Origin of the sequence: Blautia pseudococcoides, from assembly GCF_001689125.2 — a bacterium.
Taxonomy (GTDB): Bacteria; Bacillota; Clostridia; order Lachnospirales; family Lachnospiraceae; genus Blautia; species Blautia pseudococcoides.
The window spans coordinates 2,645,826-2,663,077 of record NZ_CP015405.2 but is presented as its reverse complement, the minus strand read 5'-3'; the positions used below and the strand labels follow the sequence as shown (position 1 = coordinate 2,663,077).

Annotated in this window: 15 protein-coding genes; 10 read left to right on the top strand and 5 right to left on the bottom strand. The window is 49.5% G+C overall.

Features of this window, described 5'->3' with window-relative positions; all coding sequences use genetic code 11:
• Nucleotides 1-15: 15 nt before the first annotated feature.
• The 4 genes from A4V09_RS12675 to A4V09_RS12660 are packed head-to-tail and all read left to right on the top strand — an operon-like array spanning nt 16 to nt 3,684.
• The gene (locus A4V09_RS12675) at nt 16-837 is read left to right on the top strand and encodes a transketolase (protein ID WP_065542677.1); all 822 of its coding nucleotides are present in this window, start codon (nt 16-18) and stop codon (nt 835-837) included.
• Nucleotides 837-1,769, top strand: coding sequence for a transketolase family protein (locus tag A4V09_RS12670; RefSeq protein WP_065542676.1), 933 nt, complete (start codon nt 837-839; stop codon nt 1,767-1,769). The genes A4V09_RS12675 and A4V09_RS12670 overlap by 1 nt, the downstream gene beginning before the upstream one ends.
• 47 nt (nt 1,770-1,816) lie before the next feature.
• Nucleotides 1,817-2,680, top strand: coding sequence for a phosphogluconate dehydrogenase C-terminal domain-containing protein (locus A4V09_RS12665; RefSeq protein ID WP_065542675.1), 864 nt, complete (start codon nt 1,817-1,819; stop codon nt 2,678-2,680).
• A gap of 38 nt (nt 2,681-2,718) precedes the next feature.
• The gene (locus tag A4V09_RS12660) at nt 2,719-3,684 is read left to right on the top strand and encodes a D-2-hydroxyacid dehydrogenase (RefSeq protein WP_065542674.1); all 966 of its coding nucleotides are present in this window, start codon (nt 2,719-2,721) and stop codon (nt 3,682-3,684) included.
• Between the two features lie 814 nt (nt 3,685-4,498).
• Here the strand turns inward: A4V09_RS12660 and arcC are convergent.
• The 5 genes from arcC to A4V09_RS12635 form a co-directional block, all read right to left on the bottom strand.
• Nucleotides 4,499-5,446, bottom strand: a complete 948-nt coding sequence (gene arcC / locus A4V09_RS12655; RefSeq protein WP_065542673.1) for a carbamate kinase — start codon at nt 5,444-5,446, stop codon at nt 4,499-4,501.
• Nucleotides 5,447-5,486: 40 nt separating this feature from the next.
• The gene (gene ygeW, locus A4V09_RS12650; RefSeq protein ID WP_065542672.1) at nt 5,487-6,680 is read right to left on the bottom strand and encodes a knotted carbamoyltransferase YgeW; all 1,194 of its coding nucleotides are present in this window, start codon (nt 6,678-6,680) and stop codon (nt 5,487-5,489) included.
• Nucleotides 6,681-6,719: 39 nt separating this feature from the next.
• Nucleotides 6,720-7,979: a YgeY family selenium metabolism-linked hydrolase gene (locus tag A4V09_RS12645; RefSeq protein WP_065542671.1), complete on the bottom strand. Its 1,260-nt coding sequence runs from the start codon at nt 7,977-7,979 to the stop codon at nt 6,720-6,722.
• A 71-nt stretch (nt 7,980-8,050) separates the two neighbouring features.
• Entirely contained in the window at nt 8,051-9,259 is a 1,209-nt protein-coding gene (dpaL, locus tag A4V09_RS12640) for a diaminopropionate ammonia-lyase (RefSeq protein ID WP_065542670.1), read from the bottom strand.
• Nucleotides 9,256-9,912 carry a helix-turn-helix transcriptional regulator gene (locus A4V09_RS12635; protein WP_065542669.1) on the bottom strand — a complete coding sequence of 219 codons (657 nt, stop codon included), beginning with the start codon at nt 9,910-9,912 and terminating at the stop codon, nt 9,256-9,258. The genes dpaL and A4V09_RS12635 overlap by 4 nt, the downstream gene beginning before the upstream one ends.
• Before the next feature lie 186 nt (nt 9,913-10,098).
• Between A4V09_RS12635 and A4V09_RS12630 the strand changes: the two genes are divergently transcribed.
• The 6 genes from A4V09_RS12630 to yqeC all read left to right on the top strand — a co-directional run bounded on the left by A4V09_RS12630 (nt 10,099) and on the right by yqeC (nt 17,251).
• On the top strand, nt 10,099-10,335 hold the full coding sequence (locus A4V09_RS12630) for a putative Se/S carrier protein (protein WP_065542668.1): 237 nt from the start codon (nt 10,099-10,101) through the stop codon (nt 10,333-10,335).
• 99 nt (nt 10,336-10,434) lie between these two features.
• On the top strand, nt 10,435-13,005 hold the full coding sequence (gene xdh / locus A4V09_RS12625; protein ID WP_065542667.1) for a selenium-dependent xanthine dehydrogenase: 2,571 nt from the start codon (nt 10,435-10,437) through the stop codon (nt 13,003-13,005).
• Nucleotides 13,006-13,011: 6 nt separating this feature from the next.
• Nucleotides 13,012-14,391, top strand: a complete 1,380-nt coding sequence (hydA, locus tag A4V09_RS12620; RefSeq protein WP_065542666.1) for a dihydropyrimidinase — start codon at nt 13,012-13,014, stop codon at nt 14,389-14,391.
• Nucleotides 14,392-14,413: 22 nt separating this feature from the next.
• Nucleotides 14,414-15,028, top strand: coding sequence for a sulfurtransferase-like selenium metabolism protein YedF (yedF, locus tag A4V09_RS12615; RefSeq protein WP_065544765.1), 615 nt, complete (start codon nt 14,414-14,416; stop codon nt 15,026-15,028).
• A 31-nt stretch (nt 15,029-15,059) separates the two neighbouring features.
• A complete protein-coding gene (yqeB, locus tag A4V09_RS12610) occupies nt 15,060-15,875 on the top strand; it encodes a selenium-dependent molybdenum cofactor biosynthesis protein YqeB (protein WP_084043581.1) in 816 nt (271 codons plus the stop codon).
• Nucleotides 15,872-17,251, top strand: a complete 1,380-nt coding sequence (gene yqeC, locus A4V09_RS12605; protein ID WP_084043580.1) for a selenium cofactor biosynthesis protein YqeC — start codon at nt 15,872-15,874, stop codon at nt 17,249-17,251. Before yqeB ends, yqeC begins: the two co-directional genes overlap by 4 nt.
• Nucleotide 17,252 lies beyond the last annotated feature (1 nt).

The window sequence follows — 17,252 nt, the reverse complement described above, 5'->3', positions numbered from 1 at the left end:
TAAGGAGGTTTTAGCATGAATAGCGCAGAACTGAAACAGGTGGCTGATCATCTTAGGATGACAGCCGTGGATATGGTATACAGAGGGAAGGACGGACATCCTGGACCCGCACTGTCCATTGCAGATATTATGGCAGCACTTTTCTTTGATGTGATGAGAGTGGACCCTGAAAACCCGGATTGGGAGGACAGAGACCGTTTTATCCTGTCAAAAGGCCATGCCTGCCCCATTTATTATGCGGCATTGTCAGAAAAAGGATATTTTGGAGAAAAAATAGAGGACTTCAAGCTGAGAGCACTGGGAAGCAGATTCCAGGGACACCCGGTTATGAACAAGACAAAGGGTGTTGATATGACATCCGGATCCCTGGGAAATGGCATTTCTATTGCCGGAGGCATGGCTATGGCCGGTAAATATAGAAAGAAGGATTACTATGTATATGCCATTGCCGGAGACGGGGAGCTTCAGGAGGGAGTATGCTGGGAGGGTATAAATTCCGCAGCAGCCCATAAACTGGACAATCTGATCGTATTTGTGGACAAAAACGGATGGCAGAGCGGTGCCTCTGTGCAGGATACCATTGGCTCCAATAATATAAAAGAGCGCTTTGAGGCTTTCCGGTGGGACGCGCAGGAGATTGACGGGCACGATTTTGACGCGATCAAGGCAGCCGTCGCAAAAGCGAAGGGAGCAAAGGGAAAACCAAGTGTGATCGTATGTGACTGTGTGAAAGGAAAAGGACTTTCTTTCATGGAAAATAACAATGCATGGCATAAGGGAGTACCAACAGAAGAACAGTACCAGCAGGCGGTAAGAGAATTAGGAGGTATGGAATAATGGCAGAATTTAAGGGGACGAGAGAGGCCTTTGCTGCTGCACTTATTGATCTGGCAGCAAATGACCATAAAATCATGTTTGTTTCACCTGACTCATTAAAAGCAATGCGTGCCACAAAGTTTGCAGAACTGTATCCTGACCAGTATGTGGAGGTGGGGATATCCGAGCAGAATGCAGTGGATACGGCGGCAGGACTGGCGGCAGCAGGATTAACCCCGTTTGTAGGCACTTACGCGGGATTTATGACCATGCGCGCCTGTGAACAGATGCGGACATTTGTGGCATATCCCAACCTGAATGTAAAGTTTGTGGGCATCAACTCCGGGCTTCTGGGAGGGGAGAGAGAGGGGGTTACCCATCAGTTTTATGAGGACCTGGGGATTCTCTCCAATATACCGAATTATACGATCCTGACACCGGCGGATGGATATCAGACATATAAAGCGGTACAGATGGCAGCAGAGATCAACGGGCCGGTATATGTCAGGGCCGGAAGCGGAAGAGAGGCAAATGTGTACGAAAAAGACGCACCATTCTCCCCGGAGGGAATTACTATCCTGAGAGAATACGGAGATGACACACTCCTTTTGTCCAGCGGTTTTGTACTGGAACGTGTTCTGGCCGCGGCGGACCTGCTAAAGGAACAGGGTGTGAATGTGACAGTGGGAGATATCAACATTTTATATGGAAAGAACCCGGAGAAAATAGTGGAAGCGATCAAAAAAGCGAAAAAGATCGTGACTGTGGAAGATCATAATGTGAACGGCGGTCTGGGGGCATACATAAGCAAGCTGGCAACAGAATATGCACCGAAATTTGTAATACGTATGGGGCTTACCACCTTCGGAGAATCTGGCCCTGCAAAAGAACTGGCGGATTTTTACGGATTCTCACCGGAGAATATTGCAAAAACGGTAAAAGAAAATTTATAACAACCATTGGTATAGTGATAATGGAATAATTGGAAAAGAGGAAAAACATGAGTAAGATCGTAGTAAGTGTGATTGGTGCAGGCGGTAAAATGGGAACAAGGACAAGCAACAATCTGGCAAAAAAACCGGATGCGTTTGAACTGCTTCTGGTGGAGGCCACAGATGCCGGAATAAAGAGCATCAAAGAACGTGGCTTTGAGCCGACTCCAGTGGAGGAGGCCCTTACAAAAGCTGATGTGGTGGTATTTGCCGTACCGGATACCCTGATCGGAAAGCTCTCGGCTATCTATGTGCCCCAGTTAAAACCTGGAACCGGATTTATCATTCTGGACCCGGCGGCGGCAGTTGCTAGGGAATTGACACTGAGAGATGATTGTACCTTTGGCGTGGCCCATCCCTGCCATCCATCTTATTTTCTGGATCAGGACACCTTTGAGGCACGGCAGGACCGTTTTGGCGGTATGGGCGGAAAACAGGATATTGTCATGTCTAAGATCCAGGGGAAGGATGACCGGTTTGCGCAGTGCGTGGAGGTTGCAAAACAGATGTATGCGCCGGTGGAACACGCGTATGTTATGTCCTCTGAACAGATTGCATTTTTAGAGCCCACACTTGTGGAGCTGCTGGGAGCCACCTGCCTGTACGCCATGGCAGAGACGGTGGAGGAAGCAGTAAAACGGGGAATACCTAAAGAGGCGGCAGTGTCTTTTCTCACCGGCCATATTTACAATCTGTCCGCCAACTTCCTGGGATACATTCCCGGAAAACCACCCGTATCGGATGCGTGCAAGGTAGCGATCGGACTGGGCAGCCGTCTGGTAATGAGGGAAAACTGGAAAGATATCTGGAAAGACGAAGTGCTGGACAAGGTCATTGCAACCATGCTGCATCCGGAGAATCCGCAGATTTAACAGGAATTAAAAGCTTTTGCAGAAAGGATAAAAAGAGAATGAAAATTGTTGTGTTAGACGGTTATACGGAAAACCCCGGAGATTTATCCTGGGGAGATATGGAAGCACTGGGAGAGCTGACGGTTTATGACCGCACATCCCTCACAGATATGCAGGAGGTGATTGACAGGATTGGTGATGCGGATGCTGTTATCACCAATAAAACACCCCTTCCCAAAGAAGTGTTTGATGCCTGCAGAAACATCAGATATGTGGGAGTCCTTGCCACAGGATATAACGTGGTGGATGTGGATACTGCCAGGGAGAGAGGCATTCCTGTCTGCAACATTCCAACATACGGTACCGCCGCGGTGGGACAGTTTGCCATTGCTCTGCTGCTGGAAATCTGCCATCATATCGGCCATCATGACAAAGCAGTCCATGAGGGAAGATGGGAAAAGAACTCTGACTGGTGCTTCTGGGATTATCCGCTGATTGAACTGGCTGATAAGACCATGGGGATCGTTGGATTCGGTAGGATTGGACAGGCTACAGGGCGTATTGCAAAAGCCCTGGGAATGAAGGTCATCGCCAATGACGAGTACCCCAATGACAGCGGAAGAGAGATTGCCCATTATGTATCCAGAGAAGAATTATTTGCCCGGGCAGATGTGATCGCCCTGCACTGCCCGCTGTTTCCATCCACTCAGGGGCTGGTGAATAAAGAGAGCATTGCAAAAATGAAGGACGGCGTGATCATTATCAACAATTCCAGAGGGCCGCTGATCGTGGAGGAAGATTTGAGAGATGCATTGAACAGCGGTAAAGTTGCCGGAGCCGGACTGGATGTAGTATCCACGGAACCCATCAGAGGGGACAATCCCCTTTTGCAGGCCAGGAACTGCATAATTACACCTCATATTTCCTGGGCCCCCAAAGAGTCCAGACAGAGGCTTATGGATATTGCAGTGGAAGATTTAAAAGCATTTACAGACGGTGCTCCAATCAATGTAGTTAATAAGTGAAAGTGAGTTTTTCCATGTTATGATACAGGAACATCAGCCTATATAGATTTATTATGATCACTCCCCTGGGTACTGCCATGTCCAGGGGAGTTTTCACCTGAATCAGTAGATACTGGATATTCCGCACGTGACCTGGGTGCTGCCATGACCAGGGGAGTTTTCGCCTGAATCATTAGATATTAGATATTCCGCACGTGACCTGGGTGCTGCCATATGTCCAGGAAAAGCAAAGGAGTTAAAGTATTTTATTGACTTTTTTTAAATACAGCCGTATAATATATTCATCGAAGCAGCCGACAGGTAGATGCACAATACCCGTCCCGGCAAATTAGTATAGTAAAATAGTCGTTCTATTCTTTGGCGGGAGCAGGACGGCTATTTTTTATGTATTTGAACCACCAGTGCTATGATACCTGTTATCATAATGATAGAGGTAAAGAAATCACCATATGTCATGTACATAAACAACACCCCTTTCCGCAAAACTCGGAACGGGATAGAGAGCCGCCTGTTCGGCTGCCTGGATAAATATATTCATTTTATGTCTTATTTGGATAATACAAGAAAGACAAAATGAGTTATTGGAAAGTATATGATGTAGAAGAGGCGATACCGAAATTGTTTATTGCAAGATTAAATTATTATACTATGCTTTTATGAAGAGAACAAGTATTCTAACGCTATTCTCAAATTTTCGGCATTATATACAAAAGACAGCGCGTTTTTTCAGACTGAAATTTAGTCCTGCAATTTTAATAAAATACCCGGCAGACTCAAAGCGGAGATGGGCCTGCCGGGTATTTCTATACTATTTTTATAGTTTATTGCATACAACAGTTCCTGTCTTGCCTTCAATTCCATCCTTTGCCTTTTGAAGGAGCGTGATCAGGGCTTTCCTTCCCGGCTTTGAGGAGGCAAAATCAATGGCTGCCTCCACTTTGGGAAGCATGGAGCCGGGAGCGAATTGGCCTTCCCGGGCGTATTTTTCAGCCTCGGATGTGGATATGGCAGACAGCCATGTCTCATCCTCTTTGCCGAAATTGATGGCTGCTTTTTCAACGGCTGTCAGGATGATGAGATAATCCGCGTCCAGCTCCTTAGCCAGAAGGCAGCTTGCAAAATCCTTGTCAATGACAGCGCTGGCACCCTTCAGATGATTTCCTTTCAGGGTGACGGGAATTCCGCCGCCGCCGCAGGCGATCACAACTTCGCCGGAGTCCACTAAGGAGCGGATAGCACCGATCTCCACAATCTCCTGAGGTTTCGGGGAGGCGACGAAGCGGCGCCAGCCTCTGCCTGCATCCTCACGCATAATGTGGCCGTATTTTTCTGCAATGACCTTGGCTTCCTCCTCACCTAAAAATTTTCCGATGGGTTTGGAAGGGTTAGAAAATGCCGGGTCATCTTCATTGACACGCACCTGTGTCACCATGGTGGATACCGGAATATTGTCAATTCCACGGTTCAGCAGTTCCTCCCGCAGAGCGTTCTGCAGGTCATATCCAATATATGCCTGGCTCATTGCAACACAGACGGAAAGCGGAGTGTTGGGCTGTGTGGTATCTTCCCTGGAAAGGGCAGCCATGGCATTGTTGATCATTCCCACCTGTGGTCCGTTACCGTGTGTGACGATAACCTGGTGGCCTTCTTCAATCAGGTCCACGATGGCCTTTGCCGTTACTTTTACGGCGGCCATCTGTTCCGGAAGCGTATTGCCCAGGGCATTGCCGCCCAGAGCGATGACGATTTTATGTTTCTGCAAAGTAAAAACCCCCTGTTCTTACATGAATGCGTATCTTATATTATTTGAATTTGCGCGGCTGGTCACGTTCTTCCAGTTTCTTTAAAACTTTAGCCGGGTCATCAAATTTGCTGAGCATGATCATGGCAGCAATAATGTATGGTTTGAAGCTGGCTTCCTTGTAAAGCGGTGTGCGGTAACGGTCAAATACAGAGGCGTCCACCTCACCGGATTCACAGCTCAGCCCTGTGATATCAGCAGGCAGGCAATGCAGATAGAGAGCTTTGCCGTCCTTTGTGGTCTTCATCAGATCTTCGGTGCAGGCCCAGTCTTTGTGCTGTGCATTCTGTGCCAGAAGCTCTTTCTCCAATTTATCAATACCTGCAAAATCGCCTTTTCCGTATAAATCGGTTCTCTCTTCCATAGCTGCAAAGGGTGCCCAGCTCTTTGGATATACAATATCAGCATCCTTGAATGCCTCTTCCATACTATTGGTGCGTTTGAAGCTGCCGCCTGTCTTTTCTGCATTTTTCTTAGCCACTTCCTCAACTTCAGGCATAACTTCATATCCTTCCGGATGAGCCAGCACCACTTCCATGCCGAAACGTGTCATCAGACCAATAACGCCCTGAGGAACAGACAGAGGTTTGCCGTATGAAGGAGAGTAAGCCCATGTCATGGCAAGTTTTTTGCTCTTTAAGTTCTCCACTCCGCCGAACTCGTGGATGATGTGGAGCATATCAGCCATACACTGAGTAGGATGGTCAATGTCACACTGAAGGTTTACAAGTGTGGGACGCTGTTCCAGGATGCCGTCCTCGTAGCCTTCTTTCACAGAATCGGAAACCTGATGCATGTAAGCATTTCCTTTTCCGATGTACATATCATCACGGATACCGATCACATCAGCCATGAAGGAGATCATGTTAGCTGTCTCACGTACGGTTTCCCCATGTGCGATCTGGGATTTGCCCTCGTCTAAGTCCTGTACTTCCAGACCCAGCAGGTTGCAGGCAGAGGCGAAGGAGAAACGGGTACGTGTGGAGTTGTCACGGAACAGGGAGATGCCAAGGCCGCTCTCAAAAACTTTTGTGGAAATATTGTTCTGGCGCATAAAACGCAGAGCGTCTGCCAGGGTAAATACAGCTTCCAGTTCATCATCTGTCTTTTCCCAGGTCAGAAAGAAGTCGTTTTCATACATTTCTTTGAAATTCAGTTTGTTTAATTTATCAATATGATCCTGTAATGTTTTCATGGTTTGATATTCCTTTCTATTTATGATCATAAATTCTTATTATTTGCAGTATTCAGTTGGAAGAGCAGCATACACAGCGGCGCATCTCACAAGGTCCTCTTTCCAGGTTTTCTCATTGGGGGCATGAGCCTGAGCCTCCTTGCCTGGGCCAAAACCGATGCATGGGATGCCGAAACGGCCCATAATGGAAACGCCGTTGGTGGAGAAGGTCCATTTGTCAATGCGGGGTTCTCCGTACAGTTCGGTGTAAGCGGCAGCCATAGCTTCTGTCACTTTATGGTCCTTTGGAATGACCCATGTGGGGAAGTAGCATTCTGTGGGATAGGAAAGTCCGGTCCAAGACGGGCGCTCGTAATTGTACATGGATACTTTTGCACCGTGTTTTTTCACGGACGGCAGGGCGCGGATCTCATCCAGACAGCTTTCCCAGGTTTCCCCTGCAGTCATACGGCGGTCAAGAGAGATGGCGCATGAGTCTGCAACTGCGCAGCGGCTGGGGGATGTGAAGAAAATCTCGGATGTGGTCACAGTACCGCGGCCAAGGAAACGGGCTTCCTTCCATTCTTTGTTGTATTTTTCATCCAGCATCTTCACAAGACCTTTGATCTTGGTGGAGTCCTTAGCGTCATTTTCATTGAGATCGCGCACTTCCTGGAGAATGTCGGCCATTTTATAGATGGCATTGTCACCACGTTCCGGTGCAGAACCATGACAGGAAACGCCTGTTACATCCACACGGATTTCCATACGGCCTCTCTGCCCTCTGTAGATGCCGCCGTCTGTAGGTTCTGTGGATACAACAAATTCAGGTCTTACTTTGTCTTCATTTACAATATACTGCCAGCACAGGCCGTCACAGTCTTCCTCCTGAACCGTTCCTGTCACCAGTACGGTGTAGCGGTCATCCAGAAGTCCCTGGTCTTTCATGATCTTGGCACCGTACACTGCGGAGACAATACCGCCGAGCTGGTCGGAAGTTCCGCGTCCGCCAATCTCCGTGTCAGACTCAAAGCCTTCATAAGGGTCAAACTCCCAGTTGCCGCGGTTGCCGATGCCTACCGTATCTATATGAGCATCAAATCCGATGAGCGTCTTGCCGCTTCCCATGTAGCCCAGAATATTTCCCATGGGGTCAATGACAACTTTATCAAATCCAAGAGCGTTCATTTCCTGTTCAATTCGTTTTACATGGCCTTCTTCGCCTACGCTTTCACCCGGAATCCTTACCAGGTCCCTTAAAAACTTTGTCATTGCCTGTTCGTAACCCTGTGCTGCTTCTTTGATCTTACCGTAATCCATAATGAAATCCTCCCAATACATATATTATTTAATTAAAATAGTTTCCTGCATCCGGCCCTTTTGGCAGGGCATCATTCATATTGTTTTCCGTCCCACACAATTTCTTTGTAGCGCTCCGGGTCTGTGTCGCCTTCTGTGGAGAAGAGGAGTACCTTTGCCGTGTCATCCAGCTTCAGGAAACTGCGCAGTTCCCTGTATTTATCCTGTTCCATGATGGCGCTTAAAAGCCCCATGCCCACAGCGCCGGATTCTCCGCTTGTCACCTGGGGGTCTCCTTTTACAGGAGCTGCCAGCATGCGCATCCCTCTGGCGGATACCCAGTCCGGGCAGGAGGTAAAGACAGATACATGGTTTTTCAGGATATCCCAGGAGATCGTGTTCGGCTCTCCGCAGGCAAGACCAGCCATGATGGTGGGCATATCGCCGTCCACAATTCGGATACCACCGTCGGCTGCTTTGGCTCCTTTATAGAGGCAGGCAGCGGTATCTGCTTCCATCACTACAACCATAGGCGGATTTTCAGGATAGCGGTTGGCGAAATAACCCTGTACCGCTCCTGCCAGGGAACCTACACCTGCCTGGATGAAAATGTGAGTGGGGCGGACGCAGCCGTATTCCCTTAGCTGCTCGTCAGCCTCGGAAGCCATGGTTCCATATCCCTGCATGATCCAGGAAGGAATCTCCTCGTAGCCATCCCATGCGGTATCCTGTACCATAACGCCGTTGGGTGTCTTTTCTGCCATGGTATTGGCACGGCGGACACATTCATCATAATTGACCTCTGTGATGGAGGCGTCTGCGCCTTCCTTTTGAATATTTTCAAGACGGGTCCTGGTGGAGCCTTTTGGCATGAGGACCACAGATTTCTGTCCCAGCCTGTTGGCAGCCCAGGCAACGCCGCGTCCGTGATTGCCGTCTGTTGCAGTGAAGAAAGTGGCCTGCCCGAATTCTTTTCTCAGTTCTTCTGAGGTGAGCACTGCGTAGGGCAGTTCGCTTACATCTCTGTGGGTCTGTTTGGCAATGTAGTTGGCCATGGCAAAGGAACCGCCCAGCACTTTGAATGCGTTCAGGCCGAAACGGTAGGATTCATCTTTTACATAGATTCCTCCAAGACCCAGGTGCTTTGCCATGTGGTCAAGCTTTGCCAGCGGTGTTTTGCTGTACTGCGGAAAGCTTTCGTGGAATGCTCTGGCTTTTGCTACATTTTCCAGTGACATAACCGGAAGAGACGTGTCTGCCGTCTTTGGCATTTTATTCTCTGCCCATTGGATTTCTTTCATTTTTTTTCTTCCCCCTTTTCTTTGTTCACATCGGTATAGCTATATAAAGTATATTTGGAAATGCCGAAATAATTTGCCACCTTGTCACCGGATTTGGTGATGAGGAATGCGCCGGAGTCATTTAAGAACTGGATGGCTTTTACTTTGTCTTCCTTGGTCATCAGCGCCACCGGTTTACCTACCAGACTGACGGACTCTTCAATAAGATGGTCCAGAAGGTCATTTACATTGTGGGTGATTTCCGGAGCCGCCTCTTTTTCCTTCTCCTCGTCTGTATCAGTCAGATTGTGGATGGCAGCTTCTAAGGTCAGGAGCTTGGTAATATCATAATTAATACCCAGAATGTAGTGAAGCTCCTCTGTTTCATCTTTTATGTAGAAGGTGGAAGACTTCAGAACTCTTCCGTCCGCTGTCCGGGTCAGGTAGCCTGCCCTGTCCGTCAGATTCTCCGGGTGAGTTTCTTTTAATGCCTTCAGTACCACGTTTGAGGGGCCGTCACCTAACTGTCTGCCGGAGACATGGCCGTTTTCCAGATAGACAATGGAGTGTTCCAGGTCCTGGGTCTTTAAGTCGTGGATCACGATCTCACAGTCCGGTCCGAACTGTCTGGCAAGACCGGCGGCCACCTGTTTCAGTAATTTTAATCTGCCCATAAGAAAGCTCCTTTCTGACAGGTTTTGTTTTTCTTGTTAATTCCATCATAGCATACTTTTTTGAGATTGCAAGAGGTTTTTACAAAAACTTTTAGGTTATCTAAATATTTTTTGGAAAAGTGCGTCCAATCCCTTGAAATAAGGGTCTGCAGGTGTTATAGTTAGGATATCAAGGAAGGCATGAATATGAGAGAGAGAACATTAAAGCTGGTGGTTACGTTCGGAACCACGACCAGGGCTATGGGGATGGAAAAGATGTGCAGGGAACAGGGACTTCCCGGGCGTCTGATCCCCCTGCCGAGAGCAGTGTCAGCCGGATGCGGCCTGTCCTGGTGTACGGAGGTTCAGGAGAAAGAGAGAACGGAGAAAATGATGCAGGAACACGGAGTCCTGTACGAGGGTATTTATGAAGTATTGGTGTAATGTATGGACGGATACCCGGAAACGACCAAGTTGATTGGATCGTTATGTATTGGTGTAGGAAAGGGGGACCATATAGATGGTTCCGGATGGGAGGGTTTTATGTATACGTTCTATGTTAATGGAAAAGAATGCGGAAGTGAGAAGGAGGGCAGGCTTCTGGACTATCTCAGGGATGAACTGGGACTTACAGCCGTCAAGGAAGGATGCAGTGAGGGGGCCTGCGGAACCTGCACGGTTCTGGTGGACGGGAAAAAGAGGAAGGCCTGTGTAGTCAAGCTGTCTAAAGTGGACGGCAGGCATGTGACTACAGTGGAAGGAATCCCGGAAGAGGAGATGAAAGTGTATGTACACTGTTTTGCTGAGGCAGGGGCTGTACAGTGCGGTTTTTGTATTCCGGGCATGATCATCTCTGCCAAGGCTTTGCTGGATGTAAACTTAAATCCAACCAGGCAGGATGTGAAGAAAGCGATCCACGGCAATATCTGCCGCTGTACCGGATATAAAAAGATAGAGGAAGCGATCCTCATGGCAGCGGATTTCTTTAGGGAAAAACGTGAGATTCCCGGGGAGGAAGAGGAGAGCGGAATCACACGCAGGTTCAAACGTGTAGATGCAGAGGAAAAGGTTCGCGGTACAGGCAGATATGTGGATGATATTGTACTGCCGGATATGGCTTATGCAAAGGCACTGCGCTCCCCTTATCCCAGATGCCGGATCAACCATATTAATATAGGAAAGGCACTGGCTCACCCTGACTGTGTGGCTGTCTATACGGCAAAAGATGTGCCGGAGAATATCTGCGGCCATATTAAAAAAGACTGGGACGTGATGATCCCGGAAGGCGGAATCACCAGATATGTGGGGGATGCGCTGGCGCTTGCAGTGGTGAACTACAGGGAGAACCTGGATGAAGTGTTAAGTCTGATCGAAGTGGATGCAGAAGAACTGCAGCCGGTGACAGATCCCAGAAGGGCGCTGGAAGAAGACGCGCCTAAGGTACATGAGGAGGGAAATCTGCTGGCTAAGAAGCAGTGTGTCCGGGGAGACGCAGATGCGGCCATCAGGAGTTCCAAATATGTGGTGACACGTCATTACAGTCTGCCTTTTACAGACCATGCGTTTATGGAACCGGAGTGTGCCATTGCCTTTCCGGAGGGGGAGGACGGAGTACATCTGTATACGTCAGGCCAGTCTGTTTATGATGAGCAGAGGGAGATATCCGGTATTCTACAGATTCCCCTGGAGAAAGTGAAGGTGGAATCCATGCTGGTAGGCGGCGGTTTTGGGGGTAAGGAGGACATGAGTGTGCAGCATCATGCGGCCCTGTGTGCCTGGCTGTTGAAGCGTCCGGTCAAAGTCCGCTTTTCCAGGGCGGAGAGCCTTATGTGTCATGTGAAGCGCCATGCCATGGAGATGGATTTTACCACGGCCTGTGATGAAAACGGATATCTGACAGGAATGAAAGCAGTGATTTACGCGGATACAGGAGCCTATGCCTCTTTGGGAAGTCCGGTGCTGGAGCGGGCCTGTACCCATGCAGCAGGGCCTTATAATTACCAGGATGTGGAGATTACCGGCTACGGTGTCTATACGAATAATATACCGGCAGGCGCATACAGGGGATTTGGCGTAACCCAGAGCTGTTTTGCTACAGAATTTAATCTGGACCTGCTGGCTGAGCAGGTGGGGATCACCCCGTGGGAGATCCGTTACAGGAACGCGATCCGTCCGGGACAGACGCTGCCAAACGGCCAGATCGCCACTGTAGACTGCGCGCTGGCGCAGACACTGGAAGCTGTAAAGGATATCTACGATGCCCATCCCTACGCAGGGATTGCTTCCTGCATGAAAAACAGCGGTATTGGTGTGGGAAACCCGGATGTGGGCAGGTGTAACCTGAGAATCCGGGAGGGAAAAGCAGAGGTACTCACCTCAGCCGCATGTATGGGGCAGGGCGTGGGCACTGTAGCCATACAGATCGTCTGTGAAACCACGGGGCTGAGAGCTGACCAGGTGGTACATAAGAAGGCCAATACCATGGACACACCGGACTCCGGCACCAGTACGGCATCCAGACAGACCTTGTTTACAGGGGAGGCCACGCGGAGGGCGGCACTTAAATTAAAAGAAGCCCTGCAGGAAAAGAAATCGCTGGTAGAGCTGGAAGGCAAAGAATTTTATGCAGAATATAATGGGGAGACAGATGCTATGGGTTCCCCGAAAAAGCATCCGGTAAGCCATATTGCATATGGATATGCAACCCAAGTGGTGATTCTGGATGAGTGCGGAAAAGTGACTGAGGTTGTGGCAGCCCATGATGTGGGAACTGTGATCAATGTACAGTCCTGTGAAGGACAGGTGGAAGGCGGTGTAGTCATGGGGCTAGGCTATGCGTTTACAGAGGATTTCCCTATGGTGGACGGAAGGCCTGTGCTGAGTTACGGAAAACTGGGACTTTTCAGAGCAACCGCCACACCGGAAATCAAGTCCGTTCTGGTCACTTCTCCCAAAGTGCTGACAGAAGCTTATGGCGCAAAGGGTGTGGGAGAAATCTCTACGGTACCGACAGCGCCTGCGTGTGCCCATGCTTATTACAGACTGGATGGGGTGGAGCGGAGAAAACTGCCCCTGGAAAATACATTTTACAGGAAAGAAAAGAAGAAAGGGTGAGGTCATATGAAACTGCTTTTGCAGAATGGAACCGTTGTGAATGGACAGGAGAGCGGAAAAAAGGATATTCTCATTGACGGGGAGACTATATGCAGGGTGGAAGAGAACATATCCCCCGAGGAAGCAGATGAGATCCTGGATCTGGAAGGAAAACTGATATTTCCGGGATTCATCGACGCGCATACACATTTTGACCTGGAGGTGTCCGGTACCGTGACAGCAGATGACTTTGCCAGCGGGACCCTTGCCGCCATAGCCGGAGGGACGACCACCATTGTTGACTTTGCCACACAGAATAAGGGGGAGACTCTGAAGGAGGCGCTTGCCAACTGGCACCAAAAAGCGGATGGGAAAGCCTCCTGCGATTACGGGTTCCACATGGCCATATCAGACTGGAATGAGCAGACCTTTGCCCAGATCGAAGATATGATCGCAGCGGGTGTGACTACTTTTAAACTGTATATGACATATCCCGCCATGAAACTAAATGACGGTGAAATATATGAGGTGTTGAAACGACTGAAGGATATGGGCGGAATCGCAGGGGTGCACTGTGAAAATGCGGATATGATCGACGCGCTGATTCGGGAGGCGAAAGCACAGGGCAGGATGGATGCGGATACACATCCCCAAGTACGTCCTGCCCAGTTTGAGGCTGAGGCTGTACACCGTCTGCTTGTGACTGCCCAGACTGCCGGTACGCCCATTATCGTGGTGCATCTGACCTGTGAGGAGGCATACCGGGAAATTGAGGAGGCCAGAGCCAGAGGGCAGGAAGTGTATGCAGAGACCTGTCCCCAGTATCTGCTTATGGATGACAGTCTCTATGAACAGGGTGGCCCGGAGGCGGCAAAATATGTGATCTCTCCTCCACTCAGGAAGAAAAAAGATCAGGAATGTCTTTGGAAGGCACTAAAAGAAGAGCGGGTACAGACAGTTTCCACGGACCACTGTAGTTTTACTACCAAGCAGAAAGCTATGGGAAAAGAGGATTTTACAAAAATACCCAACGGTATGCCGGGTGTGGAGACAAGGGGAACCCTTCTCTATACCTATGGAGTCAGGGAAGGCAGGATCTCCCTGGAACAGATGTGCCGTCTCCTGTCTGAAAATCCGGCGAAGCTTTATGGGATGTACCCGGAGAAGGGATGCGCTGCCCCGGGAAGCACTGCGGACCTGGTTGTTATAGATCCGGAGAAGGAGGCTGTGATCACAGCGGCCGCCCAGCATTATGCTATGGATTATGCTCCCTTTGAGGGAACAAAAATAAAAGGATGTATTGACAAAGTCTATTTGCATGGTACTCTTGTAGTAGACAAAGGTGCAGTACAGGTAGAAAAAGCGGGCAGATATGTGCCCAGAAAGAAATATACGGCACCTCGGTAAAATATACAGAAAAGGTGATATTATGGAGCAGAATATTGATGCAAGAGGGCTTGCCTGCCCGAAACCGGTCATATTAGCAAAGAAGGCCATGGATACATGCAGCCGGGGAGATGTAGTCCTCATCACAGTGGATAATGAGATGGCAGTGGAAAATCTGCGTAAACTGGCAGGATCACAGAAGGCGGAGTATGCGTCCACAAAGCTTGGGGAAAAGGAATTCAGCGTAAGAATTACAGTGACCCAGGAAAATGAAAACCAGACAGAGACAGAAATACCGGTAAACTGTTCCGTTCCCTCCGGGGACAACACCGTTGTGGTCATCTCCTCAAATGAAATGGGTAACGGGGACGAGGTGCTGGGAAAGCTCCTGATGAAAGGATTTATCTATGCCCTGACACAGCTTCCGAAACTTCCGAAAACGGTACTGTTATATAATGGAGGTGCACATCTGTCCTGTGAGGGCTCTGAGTCATTGGAGGACCTGAAAACGCTTGACGGGGAAGGTGTGGAGATCCTCACCTGCGGGACCTGTTTGAATCATTATGGGATCACGGAAAAACTGGCTGTGGGCAGAGTGACCAATATGTATGAAATCGTGGAAAAACAGGCGGATGCCGTCAAGATCATACGCCCATAGGCGGCATAAGCAGGTTAGGAGAGAACAGATCATGAGACCAATTGTAGTAAGAGGCGGCGGCGACCTGGCCACAGGGACGATCCACCGTCTGGGCAGAAGCGGGTATCCTGTCATTATACTGGAGAATGACAGGCCTTCCGCAATCCGCAGGCTTGTGGCTTTTTCCCAGGCTGTTTACGACGGGGAGACAGAAGTGGAGGGTATGGTATGCAGAAAAGTGGAGAGCGCTGAAGAAGCGCTGGCGCTGGCGGCGCCCATGTCCCCGGTCCTCCTGGTGGACCCTGCATGCAGCTTACTTGGTGTACTGCAGCCGGAGATTCTGGTGGACGCAATTCTGGCAAAACGGAATCTGGGTACCCGAAGGGATATGGCTGAGCTGACGATTGCCCTTGGGCCTGGGTTCCAGGCCGGGCGGGATGTGGATTATGTGGTTGAGACAAAGCGGGGACACTATCTGGGCAGAATACTGAATAAAGGCTGTGCCATACCAAACACAGGGGTGCCGGGAAGGATTGGCGGCTATGGAAAAGAGCGGGTGGTCCACTCGGATCGTGCCGGTATTTTCCGGGCAAATGCCTCAATTGGTGACTGGGTGGAAGCCGGGAACCCGGTAGGATATGTGGAGACCCCGGATGGGCAGCGCTTTCCACAGATCACAGAAATCTCCGGTGTGCTCCGGGGGATTCTGCAGGATGGATACCAGGTGACAGAACATTTTAAGTCAGCGGATGTGGACCCAAGAGAGGAATCCGGGGCGCACTGTGCCTTGATTTCAGATAAAGCCAGGTGTATTGCCGGCAGCGTACTGGAACTGGTGAGTGCCTTTGAAAAGGGTATGCTGAAATGAAAAGAAGTTTATTGGATATGTTGAAACGTATGGGGAAATGGTCGGAAAAGCCGGTGATTTCCCTTGTGGGCGCAGGGGGAAAGACCACCTGCGCTTATCTGTTGGCTGAGGAACTGGCCGGAGAAGGAAAAAAAGTTCTGGTCACTACCACTACGCATATGGAGCATCCGGCTTTTTTAGGAAGAAATGGGGCCATAGACAAATCTCCGGAAGAAATAAAAGCCGCCGCAGAGAAGAGCCCTGTGGTGACCGCCGGGACATCCGGGCCGGGCGGGATGAAAATGAAGGCTTTGCCGGAGGCTGTCTTTAACGCAGTGCTGCCTTTTTTTGACGCGGTTGTCATAGAGGCCGACGGGTCCAGGCGTCATCCCTTTAAAGTGCCGTCTTCCTATGAGCCGGTGATCGTGAAGGAAACTACCCATATTATGATCCTGGCAGGCATGCCGGCAATGGGAAGGCCTCTGGAGGAAATTTGTTTCCGGATGGAGGAGGCAGAAAAGCTGGTTTGCGAAGCGGGGATGAATGGGGCCGCCTTTGCAGAAAATGGAGGTAAGGGCGGCTTATCCAATATGTATCTGACGCCCGGACTTGCAGGATACCTGCTGGAGGCAGGGTATGTGCAGCCTCTTAAAGCGAAGTTTCCGGATGCGGAGCAGATGATTCTGCTGAACCAGACAGATGACGGGAAAGTGGTGGCAGAAATGGGGGAGCATACCAGTGTACCTGTATTTTGCAGACCCCCGGACCCGGCTGCCGTCCCCTTAAAAATTCATTTGATTTTACTTGCGGCGGGATTTTCCAGGCGTTTTGGGGAGAACAAGCTGCTCTATGAGCTAAACGGCAGGCCTATGTATCAGTATCCCTTGGAAATTCTCAGAACGTTAAAAGAAATCAGGGAGGACATTGCATCTGTCTGTGTGGTGAGCCAGTATGAGACCATATTGGAGGAGACTGCCCAAAACGGCTTTTGTCCGGTGGAAAATAAAGAGAGTGCATTGGGCATTTCCTCCTCCCTTAAACTTGGAATCTTGGAAAGCAGGCGTGCGTGCGGCATGGATAAAAAAGGAGAAGATTTTTACTGCTTTTTTGTGGCTGACCAGCCGCATCTGAGAGCGGATACGGTGAACCGTTTTCTGGATGGTTTTTTGAGAAGCGGAAAGAAAATAGGGTGCCTCGCGAAGGGAGATACTACAGGCAATCCTGTAATCTTCCATGAAACATATATTCCGGAGCTGATGTGTCTTACAGGGGATACAGGAGGCAAAAGAGTTTTGAAGAGATATCCGGAAGATGTGTTCCTCTGTGATGTGGAAGAGGAACTTCAGCTTTATGATTATGACAGCAGACAGTCATTGGACAAGAGAAATATAGAATGAA

Excerpts from the sequence above, each read along its gene's own strand:
- yqeC (WP_084043580.1), top strand. The coding sequence starts at position 15,872 with ATGAAAAGAAGTTTATTGGATATGTTGAAACGTATGGGGAAATGGTCG.
- A4V09_RS12660 (WP_065542674.1), top strand. The coding sequence starts at position 2,719 with ATGAAAATTGTTGTGTTAGACGGTTATACGGAAAACCCCGGAGATTTA.
- A4V09_RS12635 (WP_065542669.1), bottom strand. The coding sequence starts at position 9,912 with ATGGGCAGATTAAAATTACTGAAACAGGTGGCCGCCGGTCTTGCCAGA.
- yedF (WP_065544765.1), top strand. The coding sequence starts at position 14,414 with ATGGAGCAGAATATTGATGCAAGAGGGCTTGCCTGCCCGAAACCGGTC.
- xdh (WP_065542667.1), top strand. The coding sequence starts at position 10,435 with ATGTATACGTTCTATGTTAATGGAAAAGAATGCGGAAGTGAGAAGGAG.
- A4V09_RS12675 (WP_065542677.1), top strand. The coding sequence starts at position 16 with ATGAATAGCGCAGAACTGAAACAGGTGGCTGATCATCTTAGGATGACA.
- dpaL (WP_065542670.1), bottom strand. The coding sequence starts at position 9,259 with ATGAAAGAAATCCAATGGGCAGAGAATAAAATGCCAAAGACGGCAGAC.
- A4V09_RS12670 (WP_065542676.1), top strand. The coding sequence starts at position 837 with ATGGCAGAATTTAAGGGGACGAGAGAGGCCTTTGCTGCTGCACTTATT.
- A4V09_RS12665 (WP_065542675.1), top strand. The coding sequence starts at position 1,817 with ATGAGTAAGATCGTAGTAAGTGTGATTGGTGCAGGCGGTAAAATGGGA.
- hydA (WP_065542666.1), top strand. The coding sequence starts at position 13,012 with ATGAAACTGCTTTTGCAGAATGGAACCGTTGTGAATGGACAGGAGAGC.
- A4V09_RS12645 (WP_065542671.1), bottom strand. The coding sequence starts at position 7,979 with ATGGATTACGGTAAGATCAAAGAAGCAGCACAGGGTTACGAACAGGCA.
- ygeW (WP_065542672.1), bottom strand. The coding sequence starts at position 6,680 with ATGAAAACATTACAGGATCATATTGATAAATTAAACAAACTGAATTTC.
- yqeB (WP_084043581.1), top strand. The coding sequence starts at position 15,060 with ATGAGACCAATTGTAGTAAGAGGCGGCGGCGACCTGGCCACAGGGACG.
- A4V09_RS12630 (WP_065542668.1), top strand. The coding sequence starts at position 10,099 with ATGAGAGAGAGAACATTAAAGCTGGTGGTTACGTTCGGAACCACGACC.